Genomic DNA, 16869 nt, shown 5'->3' on the forward strand with positions numbered 1-16869 from the left:
TTCTGCCCTTTTTATATGCACCGTCAGTTCAAGGATCAGCCAGCCAAACGCTGGCATAGCTGCTGAATCACCGTCAACGCATACGGCGAGGCGACGGTTTGCACAAAACGCATGAAGTCGACGGCCGCCTCCTCGTTGGCGTTGTCGGAAATGGTGCGCATGACAGTAAACGGCACGCCCAGTTCAAAACACACTTGCGCCACGGCGGCGCCTTCCATTTCGACGGCCAGCAAGTCGGGGATATCCGCTTTCAGCTGGTTCACATGCGCGGCGCTGCTGATGAACTGGTCGCCGCTGGCGATCAGGCCGCGGTGGACTTGCGCCTGTTGCAGCGCAAACTCTTGAATATCCTTGTCTTGTAATACCTTGGCAAGCTCATCGCGCAGGAAATCTTCTGCCGCACCGGCCAGTTGCGCACTCAACTCCAGATCCGTGGCGAAGCGCTGCAAGCCCGTCAGCGGCACTTCGAAGCGGGGAAACAAAGGTCGGGCATCCATATCGTGCTGCAGCAATGCTTCCGCCACCACGATATCGCCCACTTTCACGTTGTTATCCCCACTGCCGGCCACGCCGGTGAAAACGATGTGGGTAACTCCGTACTTTTCCACAAGGATGGAAGCTGTCATGGCAGCGGCAACCTTGCCCAGACGCGACAGGACGCACACAGCGTCGATATTCCATAGGGTTCCCAGGGTGTAGTCGCGCATGCCGTGCAAACGCTTCTGGGGGCCTTGCATGGCTTCTACCAGCCCCTGCTGTTCTTCGTGCAAGGCACTGATGATGCCTAAACGCATTTTTTTATGTGAATTCATGCTGTTCTTACCGGTTTCGGGGATTGCAGAACGGTTTATATGGTGAACACAGCCGTTTCGGTGACTTTTCCACTGTGCGCGTTTGTCTCTGTGTTTTAAATAAAGATGTATACATAAAAATAGTAGTAATAGTAAACGCCCAATTTTTTGTGGATAAGTCGGTATACCATCGAAAAATCATCGACTTAGCGCGTAAAAAAGTAGGCGCACAAGCATTGTATCGAGACAGGACTTGTTTGGGATAAAAATTGAGTTGTGGACAAAGATCGACTTTTCCCACATCTCATCCTGTGGATATGCAGGCACTTATCCACACCTGCAAGCAAAAATCATGGTTTTTCTTGCTGTTGTGGCATGTTTGACGTGCTTCGTCTGCACTGATGCTTGTCTGTGAATCAACCTTGAGTGACCCCGAGCGGTGTTCTTTCAGGAACGCTGGCATCCAGGTGATTCTTTGAAGACGGTTTGGCAGTGGATCTGGCTGTCGCCGTTGGTTTTTTTTTTGACGCTTCTTGCTTGCTTTTTAGAAATATCCCCGGACTTCCGCTTTTTTTATCGGTTTACAATGGATCTATATATAAAAATAGTAGTAATAGTAAACACGGTTTTTTCTGTGGATAAGTCACTTTTTTTCAACAGGATCAACCGTTTACGCGCAAAATAAAGCGTGCATAATCGTTGTATCACGCGAGGAGCAAAATTGTATAAAATGCGGGCCTGCGCACAACTTCGTGTTTACTCACAAGTCATCCTGTGGATATCAAGTGACTTATCCACAATCGATTCAAATTTCCCTTCTTTTCGACATAGAACCGCTTGCTGGCCCAGTGCCTGATCAGGTTTGTTAACGTTTCCATTTTGCACAACGGTTTGGCAGTGTTGTGTGCGTGATGCCGGCCGTGCCGGTTTTCGTCGCTCAGTTGTTGGCTCCATTTTTTTTTGTCAGCAGTTTGTCGGCTTTTTTTTGAAGTGAGGTTTGCGAACCTTCTCGATGGTGAAGGGCAGGCAAAACGCGCGTCATCGGGTTTACCTTAATAAGTTCGTATACAAGAATAGTAATAGTAGTTAACAGGGGCATCTTCTGTGGATAAGTCCTGATTTATCCATGTAAACAATCGCTTGGCGTACGGATAAGCGCTGAGTAAGCGTTGTATCTGCCCGGGATGGTTTCTGGACAAAAAAAAGCCGTCGAAAAAATTTTTCGTTTACGCACATATCGTCCCTGTGGATATCCATACGCTTATCCACAGCCTGCAGCTCCTGTTTTTCGCTGTGTTTTACCTTGTCGTGACGCTAGCCCGTATCGCTTGTCACGATTAATGTCGCCCTGGCCCGGCACTGGTGGTAATCTCAAGGCGGCTCAACAGCCATGCATGCATGAAAAAAGACAGACTCTGGTAGCGGAACGCGGTGGGGAGACACGCCGCGCGACAGCTTGATGGCATACCGAAAGGAGCTTCATTGGAATCGGCAGGCGAATACGACTACATCATCGTGGGCGGCGGCACGGCAGGTTGCGTGCTGGCCAACCGGCTCACACGCGACAAGGACGCCAACGTTTTGCTCGTGGAAGCGGGCGGCAAAGACGATTACGTGTGGATCCATATCCCCGTCGGCTATCTGCATTGCATCGGCAATCCCCGCACGGACTGGCTGTATTCCACGCAGGCGGACGCGGGACTGGGCGGGCGCAGCCTGATGTATCCGCGCGGAAAAGTCCTGGGCGGTAGCTCTTCCATCAACGGCATGATTTATATGCGGGGCCAGGCCGGCGATTACGACCACTGGGCCGACCTGACGGACGACGCATCCTGGCGCTGGGACAAAGTCTTGCCGCTATTCAAACAAAGCGAGGATTACTACGGCGGCGCCTCGGAAAATCATGGCGTGGGCGGTGAATGGCGCGTGGAAAAACAGCGCTTGTCGTGGGATATTTTGAATGCGTTCCGCGACGCCGCGCAGCAGGTCGGCATCCCGAAAACCAGCGATTTCAATGGCGGCGACAATAGCGGCAGCGCGTATTTCGACGTCAACCAGCGCCGCGGCATTCGCTGGAATACCTCGAAGGCGTTCTTGAAACCGGCTGCGCGCCGCCCGAATCTGACCATCATGACGGGTTGCCACGTGGAACGTCTGTTGCTGGAAACGACGGAGTCGGGACCGCGCTGCACGGGCATCGTATTTACGGGCGGCGGCACGCAGTGGCAGGCGACGGCCAAACGGGAAACTTTACTGACGGCGGGCGCCATCGGTTCGCCGCAATTGCTGCAATTGTCCGGTATCGGCCCGGCCGCCTTACTGCAGCAGCATGGGATTGTTCCCGTGTTGGACTCTTCTGGCGTGGGTGGCAACCTGCAAGACCACCTGCAGCTGCGCATGGTCTTTAAAGTACAGGGCGTGAAAACCCTGAACGTGATGGCCAGCAATATCGTCGGCAAGATGCAGATCGGCTTGCAATATGCGCTGTTCCAGAGCGGGCCCATGTCGATGGCCCCATCGCAGCTGGGCGCGTTTGCCAAGTCCAATCCGCAGCAAGCCACGCCGAACCTGCAATACCACGTGCAGCCGCTGTCGCTGGATAAATTTGGCGCACCGCTGCATGCGTTTCCTGCGTTTACGGCCAGCGTGTGCAATTTGCGCCCTACCTCGCGCGGCCATGTGCACATCGCGTTGGCCGACACCTATGTGGCGCCGAACATCGTTCCTAACTATCTCAGTACGGAGGAAGACCGCGCCGTTGCGGCCGACGCCTTGCGCCTGACGCGTGCCATCGCTGCCGCACCGGCCTTGAAACAGTTTGCGCCGCAGGAATATAAGCCCGGGGTGCAATTCCAGAGCCAGGAAGAACTGGCGCAGGCGGCCAGCCAGATCGGCACCACCATCTTTCACCCGGTGGGCACCTGTCGCATGGGCCTGGCCAGCGAGGCATCGAGCGTCGTCGACAGCGCGCTGCGCGTGATCGGTGTGGCCGGCTTGCGCGTTGTCGATGCCTCCATCATGCCGTACATTACTTCTGGTAATACGAACTCGCCGACGGTGATGATCGCGGAAAAAGCGGCGCAAATGATACACGCGGCCTGGAAATGACCGTGTAAAAGCGCGGGTTTGCGCCATTCGGGCTGGCGAAAAATCCCCGTAGTTATACTGTATTGTGCGTTAAATTTAAGTTGTGTATTATAAAAATGACTAAGTAGTACAAAAAGTACAACTAGGAGACACGATGTCAAACGTAATCTTGGAAACAAGAAATTTGACCAAGGAATTCAAGGGTTTCACCGCAGTGAGCGAGGTGAACCTGCAGGTAGAGCGGGGCCATATCCACGCCTTGATCGGTCCGAACGGCGCCGGCAAGACCACGTGTTTCAACTTGCTCACCAAATTCCTGGTCCCCACTTCCGGACAGATCCTGTTCAATGGGAAAGATATCACGGCCGCCAAGCCGGCGCAGATCGCGCGCATGGGCGTGATCCGTTCCTTCCAGATTTCCGCCGTCTTCCCGCATTTGTCCGTGCTGCAAAATGTGCGCATCGGCTTGCAGCGGCAGCTGGGTACCTCGTTTCATTTCTGGCAAAGCGAACGTTCCCTGAATCAGCTCAATGACCGCGCCATGGCCTTGCTGGCCGAAGTCGACCTGACGGAGTTTGCCGACACCATCACGGTTGACATGCCCTACGGGCGCAAGCGGGCGCTGGAAATTGCCACCACCCTGGCGATGGAACCGGAAATGATGCTGCTTGATGAACCGACGCAGGGCATGGGCCACGAAGACGTGCACCGCGTCACCGAGTTGATCAAAAAAGTCTCGGCCGGCCGCACGATTTTGATGGTGGAACACAATATGAGCGTGGTCTCGGGCATCTGCGACAAGATTTCTGTCCTGCAGCGCGGCGCCATGCTGGCTGAAGGCAGTTATGCGGAAGTGTCGCGCAATCCGCACGTGATGGAAGCGTACATGGGCACTACCCACGCCGAACTCGAAGGGGCGCATTGATGACGACGCAATCGAACAAGGCGCCGGCGCTGGAAATTACGCAATTGCACACCTGGTATGGCGAATCGCACATCCTGCACGACGTGAATCTGAAAGTGGAGCAGGGCGAAGTGGTGACGTTGCTGGGCCGCAACGGCGCCGGCCGCACGACCACCTTGCGCGCCATCATGGGTTTGACGGGCGCACGCACGGGTTCCATTAAAGTCAATGGCATCGAAGCGATAGGTTTGGCCACGCACAAAATCGCCCACCTGGGCATCGGCTATTGTCCCGAAGAGCGCGGCATTTTTTCATCGCTGTCGACCGAGGAAAACCTGATGCTGCCGCCGACCCTGGCCAGCGGCGAGAAGGGCATGTCGGTGGAGGAAATCTACGCCATGTTCCCGAATTTGCAGGAACGTCGCCACAGCCAGGGCACGCGCCTGTCGGGCGGGGAACAGCAGATGCTGGCCGTGGCGCGCATCCTGCGCACTGGCGCGCGCCTGCTGCTGCTCGATGAAATATCCGAAGGCCTGGCGCCCGTCATCGTGCAAGGCCTGGCGCGCATGATTACCACCCTGAAAGCGAAGGGCTACACCATCGTCATGGTGGAACAGAATTTCCGGTTTGCCGCACCGCTGGCGGACCGGTTTTATGTGATGGAGCACGGTCAGATCGTCGAGACTTTTGCTGCATCCGAATTGGAGGCCAAGATGCCGGTATTGACCGAGCTGCTTGGCGTCTAGTCATCATGTAGTACGCGTCATCGTCCAGCAATCGACTGAATAGCAAACAATAATCCCAACGGAGACACTATGAAACGTAACGCTATCGCCATTGCCACCGCCACTCTGTGTACCTTGTCTGCACTGGGCTTTTCCGCTACCGCGCACGCCCAGGTATCGGGCGACACCATCAAGATCGGTTTTATTTCCGACATGTCGGGCGTGTATTCCGACGTCGACGGCCTCGGCGGCGCGGAAGCCATCAAGATGGCGATCGCCGATGCCGGCGTGGTACTGGCCGGCAAAAAGGTGGAATTCATTTCTGCCGACCATCAAAACAAGGCTGACATTGCCGCTTCGAAGGCGCGCGAATGGTTCGACCAGCAGGGCGTCGACATGCTGATTGGCGGCACCAATTCCGGCGCCAGCCTGGCCATGGCCAAGGTCGCGGCGGAAAAGAAGAAGATTTTCATCGCCATCGGCGCCGGTTCTTCGCGCCTGACAAATGAAGAATGCACGCCCTACACCGTGCATTACGCCTACGACACGGTGGCGCTAGCGCGCGGTACGGGCGGCACCATTGTCAAGCAGGGCGGCAAGAGCTGGTATTTCATGACGGCCGATTACGCGTTTGGACATTCGCTGGAAAAAGACACGGCCGAGGTCGTCAAAGCGGCCGGCGGCAAGGTGCTGGGCAGCGTCAAGCATCCGCTGGGCGCTTCGGATTTCTCATCCTTCCTGCTGCAGGCGCAAGCAGCCAAGCCGCAAATCCTGGGTTTGGCGAATGCCGGCGGCGATGCCATCAACAGCATCAAGGCGGCCAACGAGTTCGGTTTGACGAAATCGATGAAACTGGCCGGCTTGCTGATCTTCATCAATGACATCCATTCCTTGGGCTTGAACCTGACGCAAGGCATGTACCTGACGGATGGCTGGTACTGGGACTTGAATGCGGACACGCGCGCCTGGTCGAAACGCTATTTTGCCAAGATGAAGAAAGAGCCGTCGATGCTGCAGGCGGCCGACTATTCGGCTGCGGCGACCTACCTGAAAGCCGTCAAGGCGTTGGGAACGGATGACACCGAGAAAGTCATGGCCTACCTGAAAAAGACCAAGATCAACGACATGTTTACGCAGAATGGCGAAGTGCGCCCCGATGGCCGCATGGTGCACGATATGTATTTGATGGAAGTCAAGAAGCCATCCGAGTCGAAATACCCATGGGATTACTACAAGGTGGTCGCCACCGTGCCCGGTGCGCAAGCGTATGTGACCAAGGCCGAATCGAAGTGTTCGTTGTGGAAGTAACGCTGTAGCCATACCTCCAGCGGATCGCCCGCCTGTGCGCGGGTGGTCTGTCCTGCATGCTCTTCGCTCGCAGGGTTCGCCTTGCGCCGCCGCGCCAGTCTGCGGTGGCGTGTTTCCCTTGATACCACACCGTCCTCCGGCGGTGCTTTTTATACTGTGATGCCATGGAAATTTTCGGCGTTCCAATACAAGCGATGATGAGCCAGCTGCTGCTGGGTCTCGTCAACGGCTCGTTCTATGCCATGTTGTCCCTCGGTCTGGCCGTCATCTTCGGCTTGCTCAATGTCATTAATTTCTCGCACGGCGCCATGTACATGATGGGCGCCTTCCTGGCCTGGATGGGTCTCAGCTATTTCGACATCAATTACTGGGCCATGCTGGTCATCGCCCCGATCCTCGTCGGCCTGGTCGGCATCCTGATCGAAAAGACCATGTTGCGCTGGTTGTACAAGCTTGACCATCTGTATGGCTTGTTGCTGACCTTTGGCATCACCCTGATCATGGAAGGCGTGTTTCGCTCCTTCTATGGCGTCTCGGGCCAGCCGTATGCCGTGCCTGAAGCGCTGGCCGGCGCGACGGACCTGGGTTTCATGATCTTGCCGAACTACCGCGCCTGGGTGGTGATCGCCTCGCTCTCCGTATGCCTGGCCACCTGGTTCGTCATCGAAAAAACCAAATTAGGGGCTTACCTGCGGGCGGGCACGGAAAACCCGAAACTGGTGGAAGCGTTCGGCATCAACGTACCGCTGATGGTCACCCTGACGTTCGGCTTCGGCGTGGCACTGGCCGGTTTTACCGGCGTGCTGGCGGCACCGATCATCCAGGTTTCGCCGCTGATGGGCTCGAACCTGATCATCGTCGTGTTTGCCGTCGTGGTGATCGGCGGAATGGGTTCCATCATGGGTTCCATCCTGACAGGCCTGGGCCTGGGCGTGATCGAGGGCCTGACCCGCGTGTTTTACCCGGAAGGCTCGGCCACCGTGGTCTTCGTGGTGATGGTCATCGTGCTGTTGCTGCGTCCCGCCGGCCTGTTCGGAAAAGAAAAGTAATCCTCATCAGTCATGTATTGGAGCTACCACGATGAATAAGAATGTAGGCTACGCCATTGCCTTGCTGCTGGCGTTGGCGGCCCCGTTTTACGGCTATCCCGTCTTCCTGATGAAGTTGCTGTGCTTTGCCCTGTTTGCCTGCGCCTTTAACTTGCTGATCGGCTACACCGGCTTGCTGTCGTTCGGCCATGCAGCCTTCTTCGGCGGCGCCGGCTATGTCACCGGCTATGCGCTGCGCACCTGGGGCTGGCCAACGGAATTGGGTCTGCTGGCCGGCGTCGCCACCGGCGCCTTGCTGGGCCTGGTGATCGGTGGCCTGGCGATCCGCCGCCAGGGCATTTACTTTACGATGATCACCCTGGCGCTGGCGCAGATGGTGTACTTCCTGGCCTTGCGCCTACCGTTCACGGGCGGCGAGGATGGCTTGCAGGGTGTTCCACGTGGAACCTTGCTGGGTATGATAGACCTGGGCAATGACACCGTACTGTATTACTTCGTGCTGGCCATCTTCATCGCCGGCTTTGCCCTGATCGTGCGCACTATCCACTCGCCGTTCGGCCAAGTACTCAAGGCGATCAAGGAAAACGAACCGCGCGCCATCTCGCTGGGCTACGACGTCAACAAGTACAAGCTGATGGCCATCGTGCTGTCCGCTTCGCTGGCCGCCCTGGCCGGTGCCACCAAGACCCTGGTGCTGGGCTTTGAAACCCTGACCGATGTGTACTGGGGCATGTCAGGTCTGGTCGTGCTGATGACCTTGGTGGGCGGCATGGGCACGTTGTCCGGTCCCATCCTTGGCGCCGTGCTGATCATCGCGCTGGAAAACAAGCTGGGCGATGTCGGCACCTACCTGGCCACGCACACGGGCATCGAGTGGTTCGGCACCCTGGGCGAATCGGTGGGTATGGTCACTGGTGTGATTTTCGTCATCTGCGTGCTGCTGTTCCGGCGCGGCATTGTCGGTGAAGCCATCGCGCGCTTCGGCGGCAGGCCAGCCAAAGCCGCTGTCTGATTTTCAAGCAACGCCGGACGATTCGTCCGGCGTTTTTCATTGTGCGTCCACTGTTACCTCAACGGAGAGAACCACCATGCAAATGACGATCACGCGCGCGGGCACTACTGGCATGAGCCTGTGCACCTTGCTGGCGTTGGCAGCCTGCGGCAGCAACCATGCGCCGGAAGAACTGAATCAGATGCCCGGCTACCTGGGTACCATCACGCGCGCCGACTACGATGGCAAGACGAATGATTTGCTCACGGCCGGCCTGGGCAAGACCGGGTTGGCGGGCGCGGCGCCCGCGTATGCGAATGCCGAACAGCCGACGCCGCTCGAACTGCGCCGCAATGCCATCTACGCCAACTACCGCGCCGTGCTCGACATTGCCGCCAACAGCGGCTACGGCACTTTGTACGGACCGAATGTCGATGCCGGCGGTAACGTGGGCACGGGCGAGGGCTTGGTCGCCGGCAGTGAGTATATCGCCTATGCCGACGATGGCACTGGCAAGAAGAATGTCACCTTGATGGTGCAGGTGCCGGCCAGTTTCGACCCCGAGCATGCCTGCATCATCACGGGCACGTCCAGCGGTTCGCGCGGCATCTACGGCGCTATCGGCAGCTCCGGTGAGTGGGGCTTGAAGAAGGGCTGCGCCGTGGCGTATGCCGACAAGGGCTCCGGCACGGGCTTGTATGTGTTTGAAGATGACAGCGTCAACCTGCAGAACGGACTACGGGCGGGAAGAGTGGCCGCCGGCAAGAACGCGCTCTTCGCGCCGGACTTGAGCGATGCTGACCGGCTGGCCTGGGCCGCTGCCAACCCGAACCGTATCGCCTTCAAGCATGCGCACTCGCAGCAGAACCCGGAAAAGGATTGGGGCAAGGTCACGTTGCAGGCGGTCGAGATGGCCTATTTCGTCTTGAACGAACGCTATGGCGTGCTGGCCCGCGATGGCAGTTCGCGCATCGTGCGCCTGACGCCGAAGAACACCATCACGATAGCCTCGAGCATTTCCAACGGGGCCGGCTCGGCCTTGCTGGCGGCGGAACAGGATAGCAAGGGCTTGATCAGCGGCGTGGCCGCCAGCGAGCCGCAGGTCCAGCCGGCAGCGTCGGGTGCCTACAGCGTGCGCCAGGGCGGGGTAGTGGTGGCCAATCCGGGGCGCGCCCTGTTCGACTACGCCACCTATGCGGCGCTGTATCAGCCGTGCATCGCTTCCGTGGCGGGCATTGCGGGACGCTGCACGGCGCTGGTGGCCAAGGGCTTGTTGAATGGCGCCGACCTGACGGCGCAGCAGGCGGACGCGAAGCAGCGCTTGCGGGCGTATGGCTGGCTGGTCGATGCCGATCCGCTGCAGGCCGCGCACGCGGGCACGAACATCCTGGTGGCCGTCACGTATGCCTATGCCTACGGCAAGTTTTCCGTGATGGACAAGGTATGCGGTTTCACGTTTGCGCAGACGGACGGCAGCGGCAATCCTATCCCGTTTACCACGGCGCAAAAGGCGGTCAGTTTTGCCGCGCAAAGCGGCATCCTCGGCAGTGTCGTGTATGAGAACAGCGTGGGTGGCGCCAGGGTCTACACGGCCGGCGTGTCGCCGTCAAACAGCTTGGCGGACCAGTCGCTCGATGGCTTCCTGTGCCTGCGCAGCCTGGCGACGGGCAAGGATGCCGTCAGTGGCGCCAGCTTGCAGGGCAGTCTGGCCACACAAAGCGTGCGCGTGCGTGCGGGCATGGCCGAGGTGGCGGCCAACGGTAAATTGAATGGCAAGCCGGCCATTATCGTGCACGGCCGCAGCGATACCCTGATTCCCGTCAATCACGCTTCGCGCGCTTACCTGGGGCTGAACGCTGCGGTGGAGGGGGCCAACAGCAAGTTGCGCTATATCGAGGTGACCAACGCCAACCACTTCGATTCCTTCAGCAGCGCCTTGCCGACCCTGATCGTGCCCTTGCATGTGTATCTGAACCGGGCACTCGACGCGATGTATGCGCATTTGTCTGCCAAGCAGGCCCTGCCGCCATCGCAGGTGGTGCGCACGGTGACGCGCGCCGATGCGTCGACCTTGATCACGAATCTCAACGTGCCGGCGATAGCGGCAACGCCAGCGGCGGGCAATGCGATCAGTGTCACGGGGACGGTTGTGGATGTGCCCAACTAGCATCAGCTTGCATGTCGCGCGAGAGCCACGTCGAATACGTGCCTTTTTTTTGAGCGCTTATAGCGCGGTTGCATAGATGGCGCGGGCATCCTCGCGTGTGACGACGCGCGGATTGTTGCCCAGCAAGCGCGTCTGCAGCATGGCTTCATCGGCCAGCCGGTCCAGGTCGCTGGCCGCGATACCCACCTCGCGCAGGGTGCACGCGATGCCGGTGGCGCGCGCCAGCGCCTGCATGGCGTCGATCAGGGCCTCGGCCCGCGCTTCCTCGCTGCCCGTGATGCCGGGCTGCACGACGGCCGCCAGTTGTGCATACAGCGGCGCCGCGTGGGACAGATTGAAACGCAGCACGTGCGGCAGCACCAGCGCATTCGACAGGCCATGTGGCACGTGGAACAGGCCACCGATGGGATAGGCGAGCGCGTGCACGGCGGCCACGGGTGCATTGGCAAACGCCTGGCCGGCCAGCATGGCGCCCAGCAACATTGCTTGCCGCGCCGGCAAATTGCTGCCATCGCGGCAGGCGGTGATCAGGTTGCGGGAGAGCAGCGACAGCGCTTGGGTGGCCAGCATGTCGGACAATGGATTCTTCAGCAGGCGGCTGGTGTACGCTTCGATCGCATGCACCATGGCGTCGATGCCGGTGGCGGCCGTCACGGCAGGAGGTAAGCCCAGGGTCAGGTTGGCGTCGAGGATGGCCAGGTCCGCATACAGTTGCGGCGCCACCACGCCCATCTTGCTGGTGGCGCCTGTGGTGACGATGGCGATATGCGTGACTTCCGAACCGGTGCCGGCCGTGGTCGGCAATTGCACCAGAGGCAGGCGCTGGCCGTGGACATTGCCGATGCCATACAGTTGCGCCAGTTCCTGGTGGCCCGGCGCCAGCACGGCGATCAGCTTGGCCACATCCAGCGAGCTACCGCCACCGAGGCCGATAATCAGTTCCACGTGAAACATCTGGGCCTGGGCCACGCCGGCAAGTACGATGGCTTCGGGCGGATCGGCTTGCACGTCGGAAAAGACATGCGCTTCTATCCCCGCCGTTCGCAAGCTGTGCAGCGGATCATCTGCGAGTCCTGTACGCAGAAATCCCGCGTCGGTGACGAGCAGGGCGCGGCGTACGGCGGGAAAGTGATGGGCGATGTGCGCGCCCAGCTGGGCGGCGGCGCCCGGTTGAACGATCAGATGCGGCACGGTGCGGAACTGGAAGGCGGACATGCAGACTCCTGACGGTAAGGACAGAAGCCCAAGCTTACTCCGCTTTCCAGCCCCGCGCGTGTTTCACGTGGAACCAGAAGCCGGGACTACTCCCACTCCAGCGCGCCGCGTTTCCATTCATAGGCCAGGCCGATGGTCAGCAGGCTCAAGAAGCCCATGACGGCCCAGAAGCCGGGTAAGCCCAGTTCGTTCACGTTGGCCGCCCACGGCATCAGGAAGGTCACCTCGATATCGAACAGGATGAAGAGGATGGCGACCAGGTAGAAGCGGATGTCGAACTTCATGCGCGCGTCGCCGAACGCCTCGAAGCCGCATTCGTACGGCGACAGCTTTTGCGCATCGGGTTTGTGCGGACCGAGCGCGCGCCCCAGCAGCATGGGTACGATGCCGACCAGGATACCGATCAGAATGAACAGCAGGACGGGAAAATAGTTTTCGAGGAGCATGGGGATTCCTCTCAGTGGCTGGACGACAGTTTCATCAGCACGATGCCGCACACGATGAGGACGGCGGCGCACACGCGCATGGCATTCAGTTGTTCACCGAGGGCGACGATACCGACGATGAAGGCGCCGACGGCACCGATGCCGGTCCAGATCGTGTAGGCCGTGCCTAGGGGCAGGGTGCGCATGGCAAGCGACAGCAAGCCGAAGCTGGCGATCATCATGACCACGGTAATCACGGAGGGAGTGAGTTTGGTGAAACCCTCGGAGAGTTTCATCGAGTATGCCCATACGACTTCAAGCATGCCAGCAATCAGTAAAAATATCCAGGCCATGGCGGCTCCTTATACAGAGCGGGCCGTCCCGGTGTGTGCCCATGATGGGGGAGGCCGTCCTCCTGAATGATCGTCCCGATGGCCACTGGCGTGACCACGGTGTTGCTGACGACGCGGCAATTGTAGCAAACATTGGCGGCCAGCGCAGCCTCGTCGCGAGCCCATGGAGTGTTCCACGTGAAACAGAAATCACCACTTCCTTGCCACTGCTGAGTAAAAATTAAGCAAAAATTGGCCCGTGGAAGGTTGCGCTCGCAAAAAGACTCTATAATCGGAGCTCTCTTCCCGCATTTTTACTTGCACTGTTACCTATTTATCATGTTATTTCCTACAGAATTCGACGTCATCGTTGTCGGTGGTGGTCACGCCGGTACCGAGGCGGCCCTCGCTTCCGCCCGTATGGGGCAGAAGACGCTATTGCTCACGCATAATATTGAGACACTGGGCCAGATGTCGTGCAATCCCTCCATCGGTGGCATCGGCAAGGGCCATCTGGTCAAGGAGGTCGATGCCATGGGCGGCGCGATGGCGATCGCCACCGACGAGTCCGGCATTCAGTTCCGCATCCTGAACTCTTCGAAAGGCCCGGCAGTCCGCGCCACGCGCGCCCAGGCCGACCGCATTCTCTATAAAGCCGCCATCCGTACGCGCCTGGAAAACCAGCCGAATTTATGGCTGTTCCAGCAAGCGGTCGATGATCTGATCGTCGAAGGCGACCGCGTCGTCGGCGCCGTGACGCAGATCGGCCTGAAGTTTCTGGCGCGCGCTGTCGTACTCACGGCCGGGACTTTCCTCGACGGCAAGATCCACGTGGGCCTGAACAGCTACTCGGCCGGCCGCGCCGGCGACCCGCCTGCCATCTCGCTGTCCGCCCGTTTAAAAGAATTGAAGCTGCCGCAGGGCCGCTTGAAAACGGGCACGCCGCCGCGCATCGATGGCCGCTCGATCGACTTTTCCGTGATGCAAGAACAGCCGGGCGACCTTGATCCCGTGCCCGTGTTCTCGGTGATGGGCAACACGGCCATGCACCCGCGCCAGGTGCCGTGCTGGGTCACGCATACGAATAGCCAGACGCACGACATCATCCGCGCCGGCCTGGACCGCAGCCCCATGTACACGGGCGTCATCGAGGGCGTGGGCCCCCGTTATTGCCCGTCCATCGAAGACAAGATCCACCGTTTCGCAGGCAAGGAATCGCACCAGATCTTCCTCGAGCCGGAAGGCTTGACGACGCATGAGTTCTATCCGAACGGCATCTCCACCAGCCTGCCGTTCGATGTGCAAATCGCCCTCGTGCAATCGATGAAGGGCATGGAAAACGCGCACATTCTGCGTCCCGGTTACGCCATCGAATACGACTATTTCGACCCGCGCGGCTTGAAAGCCTCGCTGGAAACGAAGGCCGTGGCAGGCCTGTTCTTCGCCGGCCAGATCAACGGCACCACCGGCTACGAGGAAGCAGCCGCGCAAGGCATGCTGGCGGGCCTGAATGCGGCCTTGCTGACGCAGGACAAGGAAGCCTGGGTACCGGGCCGCTCCGAAGCGTATCTGGGCGTGCTGGTCGACGATCTGATCACCCAGGGCGTGCAGGAACCGTACCGCATGTTCACCAGCCGCGCCGAGTACCGCTTGAGCCTGCGCGAAGATAATGCCGACATGCGCCTGACCGAAATCGGCCGCACCCTGGGTTGCGTGGGCGACGCCCAATGGCAAGCGTTCGAGACCAAGCGCGAAGCGGTGGCGCTGGAACTGCAGCGCCTGCGTTCCACCTGGGTCAATCCGCGCATCCTGGCGGCAGCCGAATCGGAACGCATCGTCGGCCAGGCCATCGAGCGCGAGTACTCGCTGGCGGACTTGCTGTGCCGCCCGAACGTGGCCTACGACACGCTGATGAGCATGACGGGCATGGAAGGCCAGGCCCTGGCCGGCCCCGGCGTGGAGGACTCCGCCGTGCGCGAGCAGGTGGAAATCCAGCTCAAGTATGCGGGTTACATCGAGCGTCAAAGCAAGGAAATCGAGCGCCACGAACACTATGAAAACCTAGCCTTGCCGGCCGGTTTTAATTACCTTGATATCGGCGCGTTGTCTGTCGAAGTGCGGCAAAAACTCGACAAGCAGCGCCCGGAAACCCTGGGCCAGGCATCGCGCATTTCCGGCGTGACGCCAGCGGCGATTTCGCTGCTGCTGGTGCATTTGAAAAAGCGCGGTTTTGGTGCCGCGCAGACCACCACTTTAAAGGACGAGGTTGTTGAATGAAGCAGTTTGACCGGGCCGCACTGGCCCCCATTTTGAATGAAGGCATCGCCGCGCTGGGGCTCGACCTGAGCGCGGATCAGACGGAAAAATTGCTCGATTACCTGGCCTTGCTGGCCAAATGGAATAGCGTGTACAACCTGACGTCGGTGCGCGACCCCCTGCAGATGCTGACTTTGCACGTGCTCGATTCGCTGGCGGCCGTGCCCGCGTTCGCGGACGCCAAAAACGTGCTCGACGTGGGCGCCGGTGGCGGCTTGCCGGGCATGGTGCTGGCCATCGCGCGGCCCGATGTGAAGGTGTCGATGATCGACACGGTGCATAAGAAGACGGCTTTTTTGACGCAAGTGAAGGCCGAACTGGGTTTGAGCAACGTCACCGTGTACACGAAACGGGTGGAACAGCTGGAGGTGCAGCAGAAATTCGACGTGATCACTTCGCGCGCTTTTGCCGACCTGTCCGACTTCGTCAACTGGTCGGGCCACGTGCTGGAAGAGGGCGGTCAGTTCATCGCCTTGAAAGGCATAGCGCCACCAGACGAGCGCGAGCGACTTCCAGCGGAATGGCAAGTTACAGCGCTACGCGCAATTGAGGTGCCAGGGCTAAATGCAGAGCGCCATCTGGTCTTTATAGCAAGAGTTTAAACACCAAAAAATTAAATGATATAAATGGTTTATACGGTATAAATAATATAAACCGTATAAATGGTTTATATCGTATAAATGAAATAAACAGTATAAATCGTTTCGGCAAGATGCCGGGGCGCACGATGAAGTTTGCATCTCTTTACAACTAGAAGATACATGGCCAAAATTTTTTGTGTAGCAAATCAAAAGGGTGGTGTTGGTAAAACCACAACAAGCGTCAACCTCTCCGCCGGCCTGGCCAAGTTGAACCAGCGCGTGCTGCTGGTCGACCTCGACCCGCAAGGCAATGCGACCATGGGCGCCGGCATCAACAAGGCCGGCTTGAAGGCGTCCACCTATGAAGTCATGCTGGGCGAGTCCGATGTCAAGACGGCACGCCAGCGTTCGGAAGCGGGGCGTTTCGATGTCTTGCCGTCTAACCGCGAACTGGCCGGCGCCGAAGTGGAAATGGTCGACCTGGACAACCGCGAACGCCGCCTGAAGGATGCGCTGGCCGAAGTCGACAGCGAATATGACTTCATCCTCGTTGATTGCCCGCCAGCATTATCGATGCTGACCTTGAACGGCCTGTGCGCCGCGCATGGCGTGATCATCCCGATGCAGTGCGAGTACTACGCGCTGGAAGGCTTATCCGACCTGGTCAACACCATCAAGAAGGTGCACGCCAACCTGAACCCGGATTTGAAGATTATCGGCCTGCTGCGCGTGATGTTCGATCCGCGCATGACATTATCGCAACAGGTGTCGGCCCAGTTGGAACAGCATTTTGGCGACAAGGTCTTCAATACCATCATCCCGCGCAATGTGCGCCTGGCCGAAGCGCCATCGTACGGCGTGCCCGGCGTGACTTTCGACCCCAGCTCGAAAGGTGCCCAGGCGTACATCGCCTTCGGCGCCGAAATGGTCGAACGCATCAAGCATATGTAAACAAAGGGCGAGCGACTCGCAAAGAAT

General features: G+C 58.9%; 14 protein-coding genes. 10 read left to right on the forward strand and 4 right to left on the reverse strand.

Annotated features, from left to right (window positions below; all coding sequences use genetic code 11):
• Nucleotides 1-35: 35 nt before the first annotated feature.
• Nucleotides 36-812, reverse strand: a complete 777-nt coding sequence (locus ACQ4W7_RS05610) for a 5'-methylthioadenosine/adenosylhomocysteine nucleosidase (protein WP_436529073.1) — start codon at nt 810-812, stop codon at nt 36-38.
• 1461 nt (nt 813-2273) lie between these two features.
• Here ACQ4W7_RS05610 and ACQ4W7_RS05615 point away from each other — a divergent pair.
• From ACQ4W7_RS05615 to ACQ4W7_RS05645, 7 genes are all read left to right on the forward strand, one after another.
• Complete coding sequence (locus ACQ4W7_RS05615) at nt 2274-3899, forward strand: GMC family oxidoreductase (protein ID WP_436529075.1); 1626 nt, start codon at nt 2274-2276, stop codon at nt 3897-3899.
• 133 nt (nt 3900-4032) lie between these two features.
• The gene (locus ACQ4W7_RS05620; RefSeq protein WP_426073619.1) at nt 4033-4803 is read left to right on the forward strand and encodes an ABC transporter ATP-binding protein; all 771 of its coding nucleotides are present in this window, start codon (nt 4033-4035) and stop codon (nt 4801-4803) included.
• On the forward strand, nt 4803-5528 hold the full coding sequence (locus ACQ4W7_RS05625) for an ABC transporter ATP-binding protein (RefSeq protein WP_426073618.1): 726 nt from the start codon (nt 4803-4805) through the stop codon (nt 5526-5528). Before ACQ4W7_RS05620 ends, ACQ4W7_RS05625 begins: the two co-directional genes overlap by 1 nt.
• Before the next feature lie 69 nt (nt 5529-5597).
• Complete coding sequence (locus tag ACQ4W7_RS05630; RefSeq protein WP_426073617.1) at nt 5598-6815, forward strand: ABC transporter substrate-binding protein; 1218 nt, start codon at nt 5598-5600, stop codon at nt 6813-6815.
• 164 nt (nt 6816-6979) lie between these two features.
• Entirely contained in the window at nt 6980-7864 is an 885-nt protein-coding gene (locus tag ACQ4W7_RS05635; RefSeq protein ID WP_436529078.1) for a branched-chain amino acid ABC transporter permease, read from the forward strand.
• A 31-nt stretch (nt 7865-7895) separates the two neighbouring features.
• Entirely contained in the window at nt 7896-8876 is a 981-nt protein-coding gene (locus ACQ4W7_RS05640) for a branched-chain amino acid ABC transporter permease (protein WP_099761176.1), read from the forward strand.
• An 82-nt stretch (nt 8877-8958) separates the two neighbouring features.
• Nucleotides 8959-11022: a 3-hydroxybutyrate oligomer hydrolase family protein gene (locus ACQ4W7_RS05645; RefSeq protein WP_436529384.1), complete on the forward strand. Its 2064-nt coding sequence runs from the start codon at nt 8959-8961 to the stop codon at nt 11020-11022.
• Nucleotides 11023-11079: 57 nt separating this feature from the next.
• Here the strand turns inward: ACQ4W7_RS05645 and ACQ4W7_RS05650 are convergent, their stop codons facing one another.
• From ACQ4W7_RS05650 to sugE, 3 genes are all read right to left on the reverse strand, one after another.
• Entirely contained in the window at nt 11080-12237 is a 1158-nt protein-coding gene (locus ACQ4W7_RS05650; RefSeq protein WP_436529080.1) for an iron-containing alcohol dehydrogenase, read from the reverse strand.
• Between the two features lie 86 nt (nt 12238-12323).
• On the reverse strand, nt 12324-12683 hold the full coding sequence (locus ACQ4W7_RS05655; protein WP_436529082.1) for an NADH-quinone oxidoreductase subunit A: 360 nt from the start codon (nt 12681-12683) through the stop codon (nt 12324-12326).
• An 11-nt stretch (nt 12684-12694) separates the two neighbouring features.
• The gene (gene sugE / locus ACQ4W7_RS05660; RefSeq protein ID WP_426073613.1) at nt 12695-13015 is read right to left on the reverse strand and encodes a quaternary ammonium compound efflux SMR transporter SugE; all 321 of its coding nucleotides are present in this window, start codon (nt 13013-13015) and stop codon (nt 12695-12697) included.
• A 318-nt stretch (nt 13016-13333) separates the two neighbouring features.
• Here sugE and mnmG point away from each other — a divergent pair, with 318 nt between their 5' ends.
• From mnmG to ACQ4W7_RS05675, 3 genes are all read left to right on the forward strand, one after another.
• Nucleotides 13334-15271, forward strand: coding sequence for a tRNA uridine-5-carboxymethylaminomethyl(34) synthesis enzyme MnmG (mnmG, locus tag ACQ4W7_RS05665; RefSeq protein ID WP_426073612.1), 1938 nt, complete (start codon nt 13334-13336; stop codon nt 15269-15271).
• Entirely contained in the window at nt 15268-15912 is a 645-nt protein-coding gene (gene rsmG / locus ACQ4W7_RS05670) for a 16S rRNA (guanine(527)-N(7))-methyltransferase RsmG (RefSeq protein ID WP_426073611.1), read from the forward strand. Before mnmG ends, rsmG begins: the two co-directional genes overlap by 4 nt.
• Nucleotides 15913-16071: 159 nt before the next feature.
• Nucleotides 16072-16842, forward strand: coding sequence for a ParA family protein (locus ACQ4W7_RS05675; RefSeq protein ID WP_426073610.1), 771 nt, complete (start codon nt 16072-16074; stop codon nt 16840-16842).
• Nucleotides 16843-16869: the final 27 nt, after the last annotated feature.

The organism is Janthinobacterium algoris (assembly GCF_051380935.1).
In the GTDB taxonomy this organism is placed as follows: domain Bacteria; phylum Pseudomonadota; class Gammaproteobacteria; order Burkholderiales; family Burkholderiaceae_D; genus Janthinobacterium.

Excerpts from the sequence above, each read along its gene's own strand:
- rsmG (WP_426073611.1), top strand. The coding sequence starts at position 15,268 with ATGAAGCAGTTTGACCGGGCCGCACTGGCCCCCATTTTGAATGAAGGC.
- ACQ4W7_RS05640 (WP_099761176.1), top strand. The coding sequence starts at position 7,896 with ATGAATAAGAATGTAGGCTACGCCATTGCCTTGCTGCTGGCGTTGGCG.
- ACQ4W7_RS05630 (WP_426073617.1), top strand. The coding sequence starts at position 5,598 with ATGAAACGTAACGCTATCGCCATTGCCACCGCCACTCTGTGTACCTTG.
- sugE (WP_426073613.1), bottom strand. The coding sequence starts at position 13,015 with ATGGCCTGGATATTTTTACTGATTGCTGGCATGCTTGAAGTCGTATGG.
- mnmG (WP_426073612.1), top strand. The coding sequence starts at position 13,334 with ATGTTATTTCCTACAGAATTCGACGTCATCGTTGTCGGTGGTGGTCAC.
- ACQ4W7_RS05625 (WP_426073618.1), top strand. The coding sequence starts at position 4,803 with ATGACGACGCAATCGAACAAGGCGCCGGCGCTGGAAATTACGCAATTG.
- ACQ4W7_RS05610 (WP_436529073.1), bottom strand. The coding sequence starts at position 812 with ATGAATTCACATAAAAAAATGCGTTTAGGCATCATCAGTGCCTTGCAC.
- ACQ4W7_RS05650 (WP_436529080.1), bottom strand. The coding sequence starts at position 12,237 with ATGTCCGCCTTCCAGTTCCGCACCGTGCCGCATCTGATCGTTCAACCG.
- ACQ4W7_RS05620 (WP_426073619.1), top strand. The coding sequence starts at position 4,033 with ATGTCAAACGTAATCTTGGAAACAAGAAATTTGACCAAGGAATTCAAG.
- ACQ4W7_RS05645 (WP_436529384.1), top strand. The coding sequence starts at position 8,959 with ATGACGATCACGCGCGCGGGCACTACTGGCATGAGCCTGTGCACCTTG.
- ACQ4W7_RS05675 (WP_426073610.1), top strand. The coding sequence starts at position 16,072 with ATGGCCAAAATTTTTTGTGTAGCAAATCAAAAGGGTGGTGTTGGTAAA.
- ACQ4W7_RS05635 (WP_436529078.1), top strand. The coding sequence starts at position 6,980 with ATGGAAATTTTCGGCGTTCCAATACAAGCGATGATGAGCCAGCTGCTG.
- ACQ4W7_RS05655 (WP_436529082.1), bottom strand. The coding sequence starts at position 12,683 with ATGCTCCTCGAAAACTATTTTCCCGTCCTGCTGTTCATTCTGATCGGT.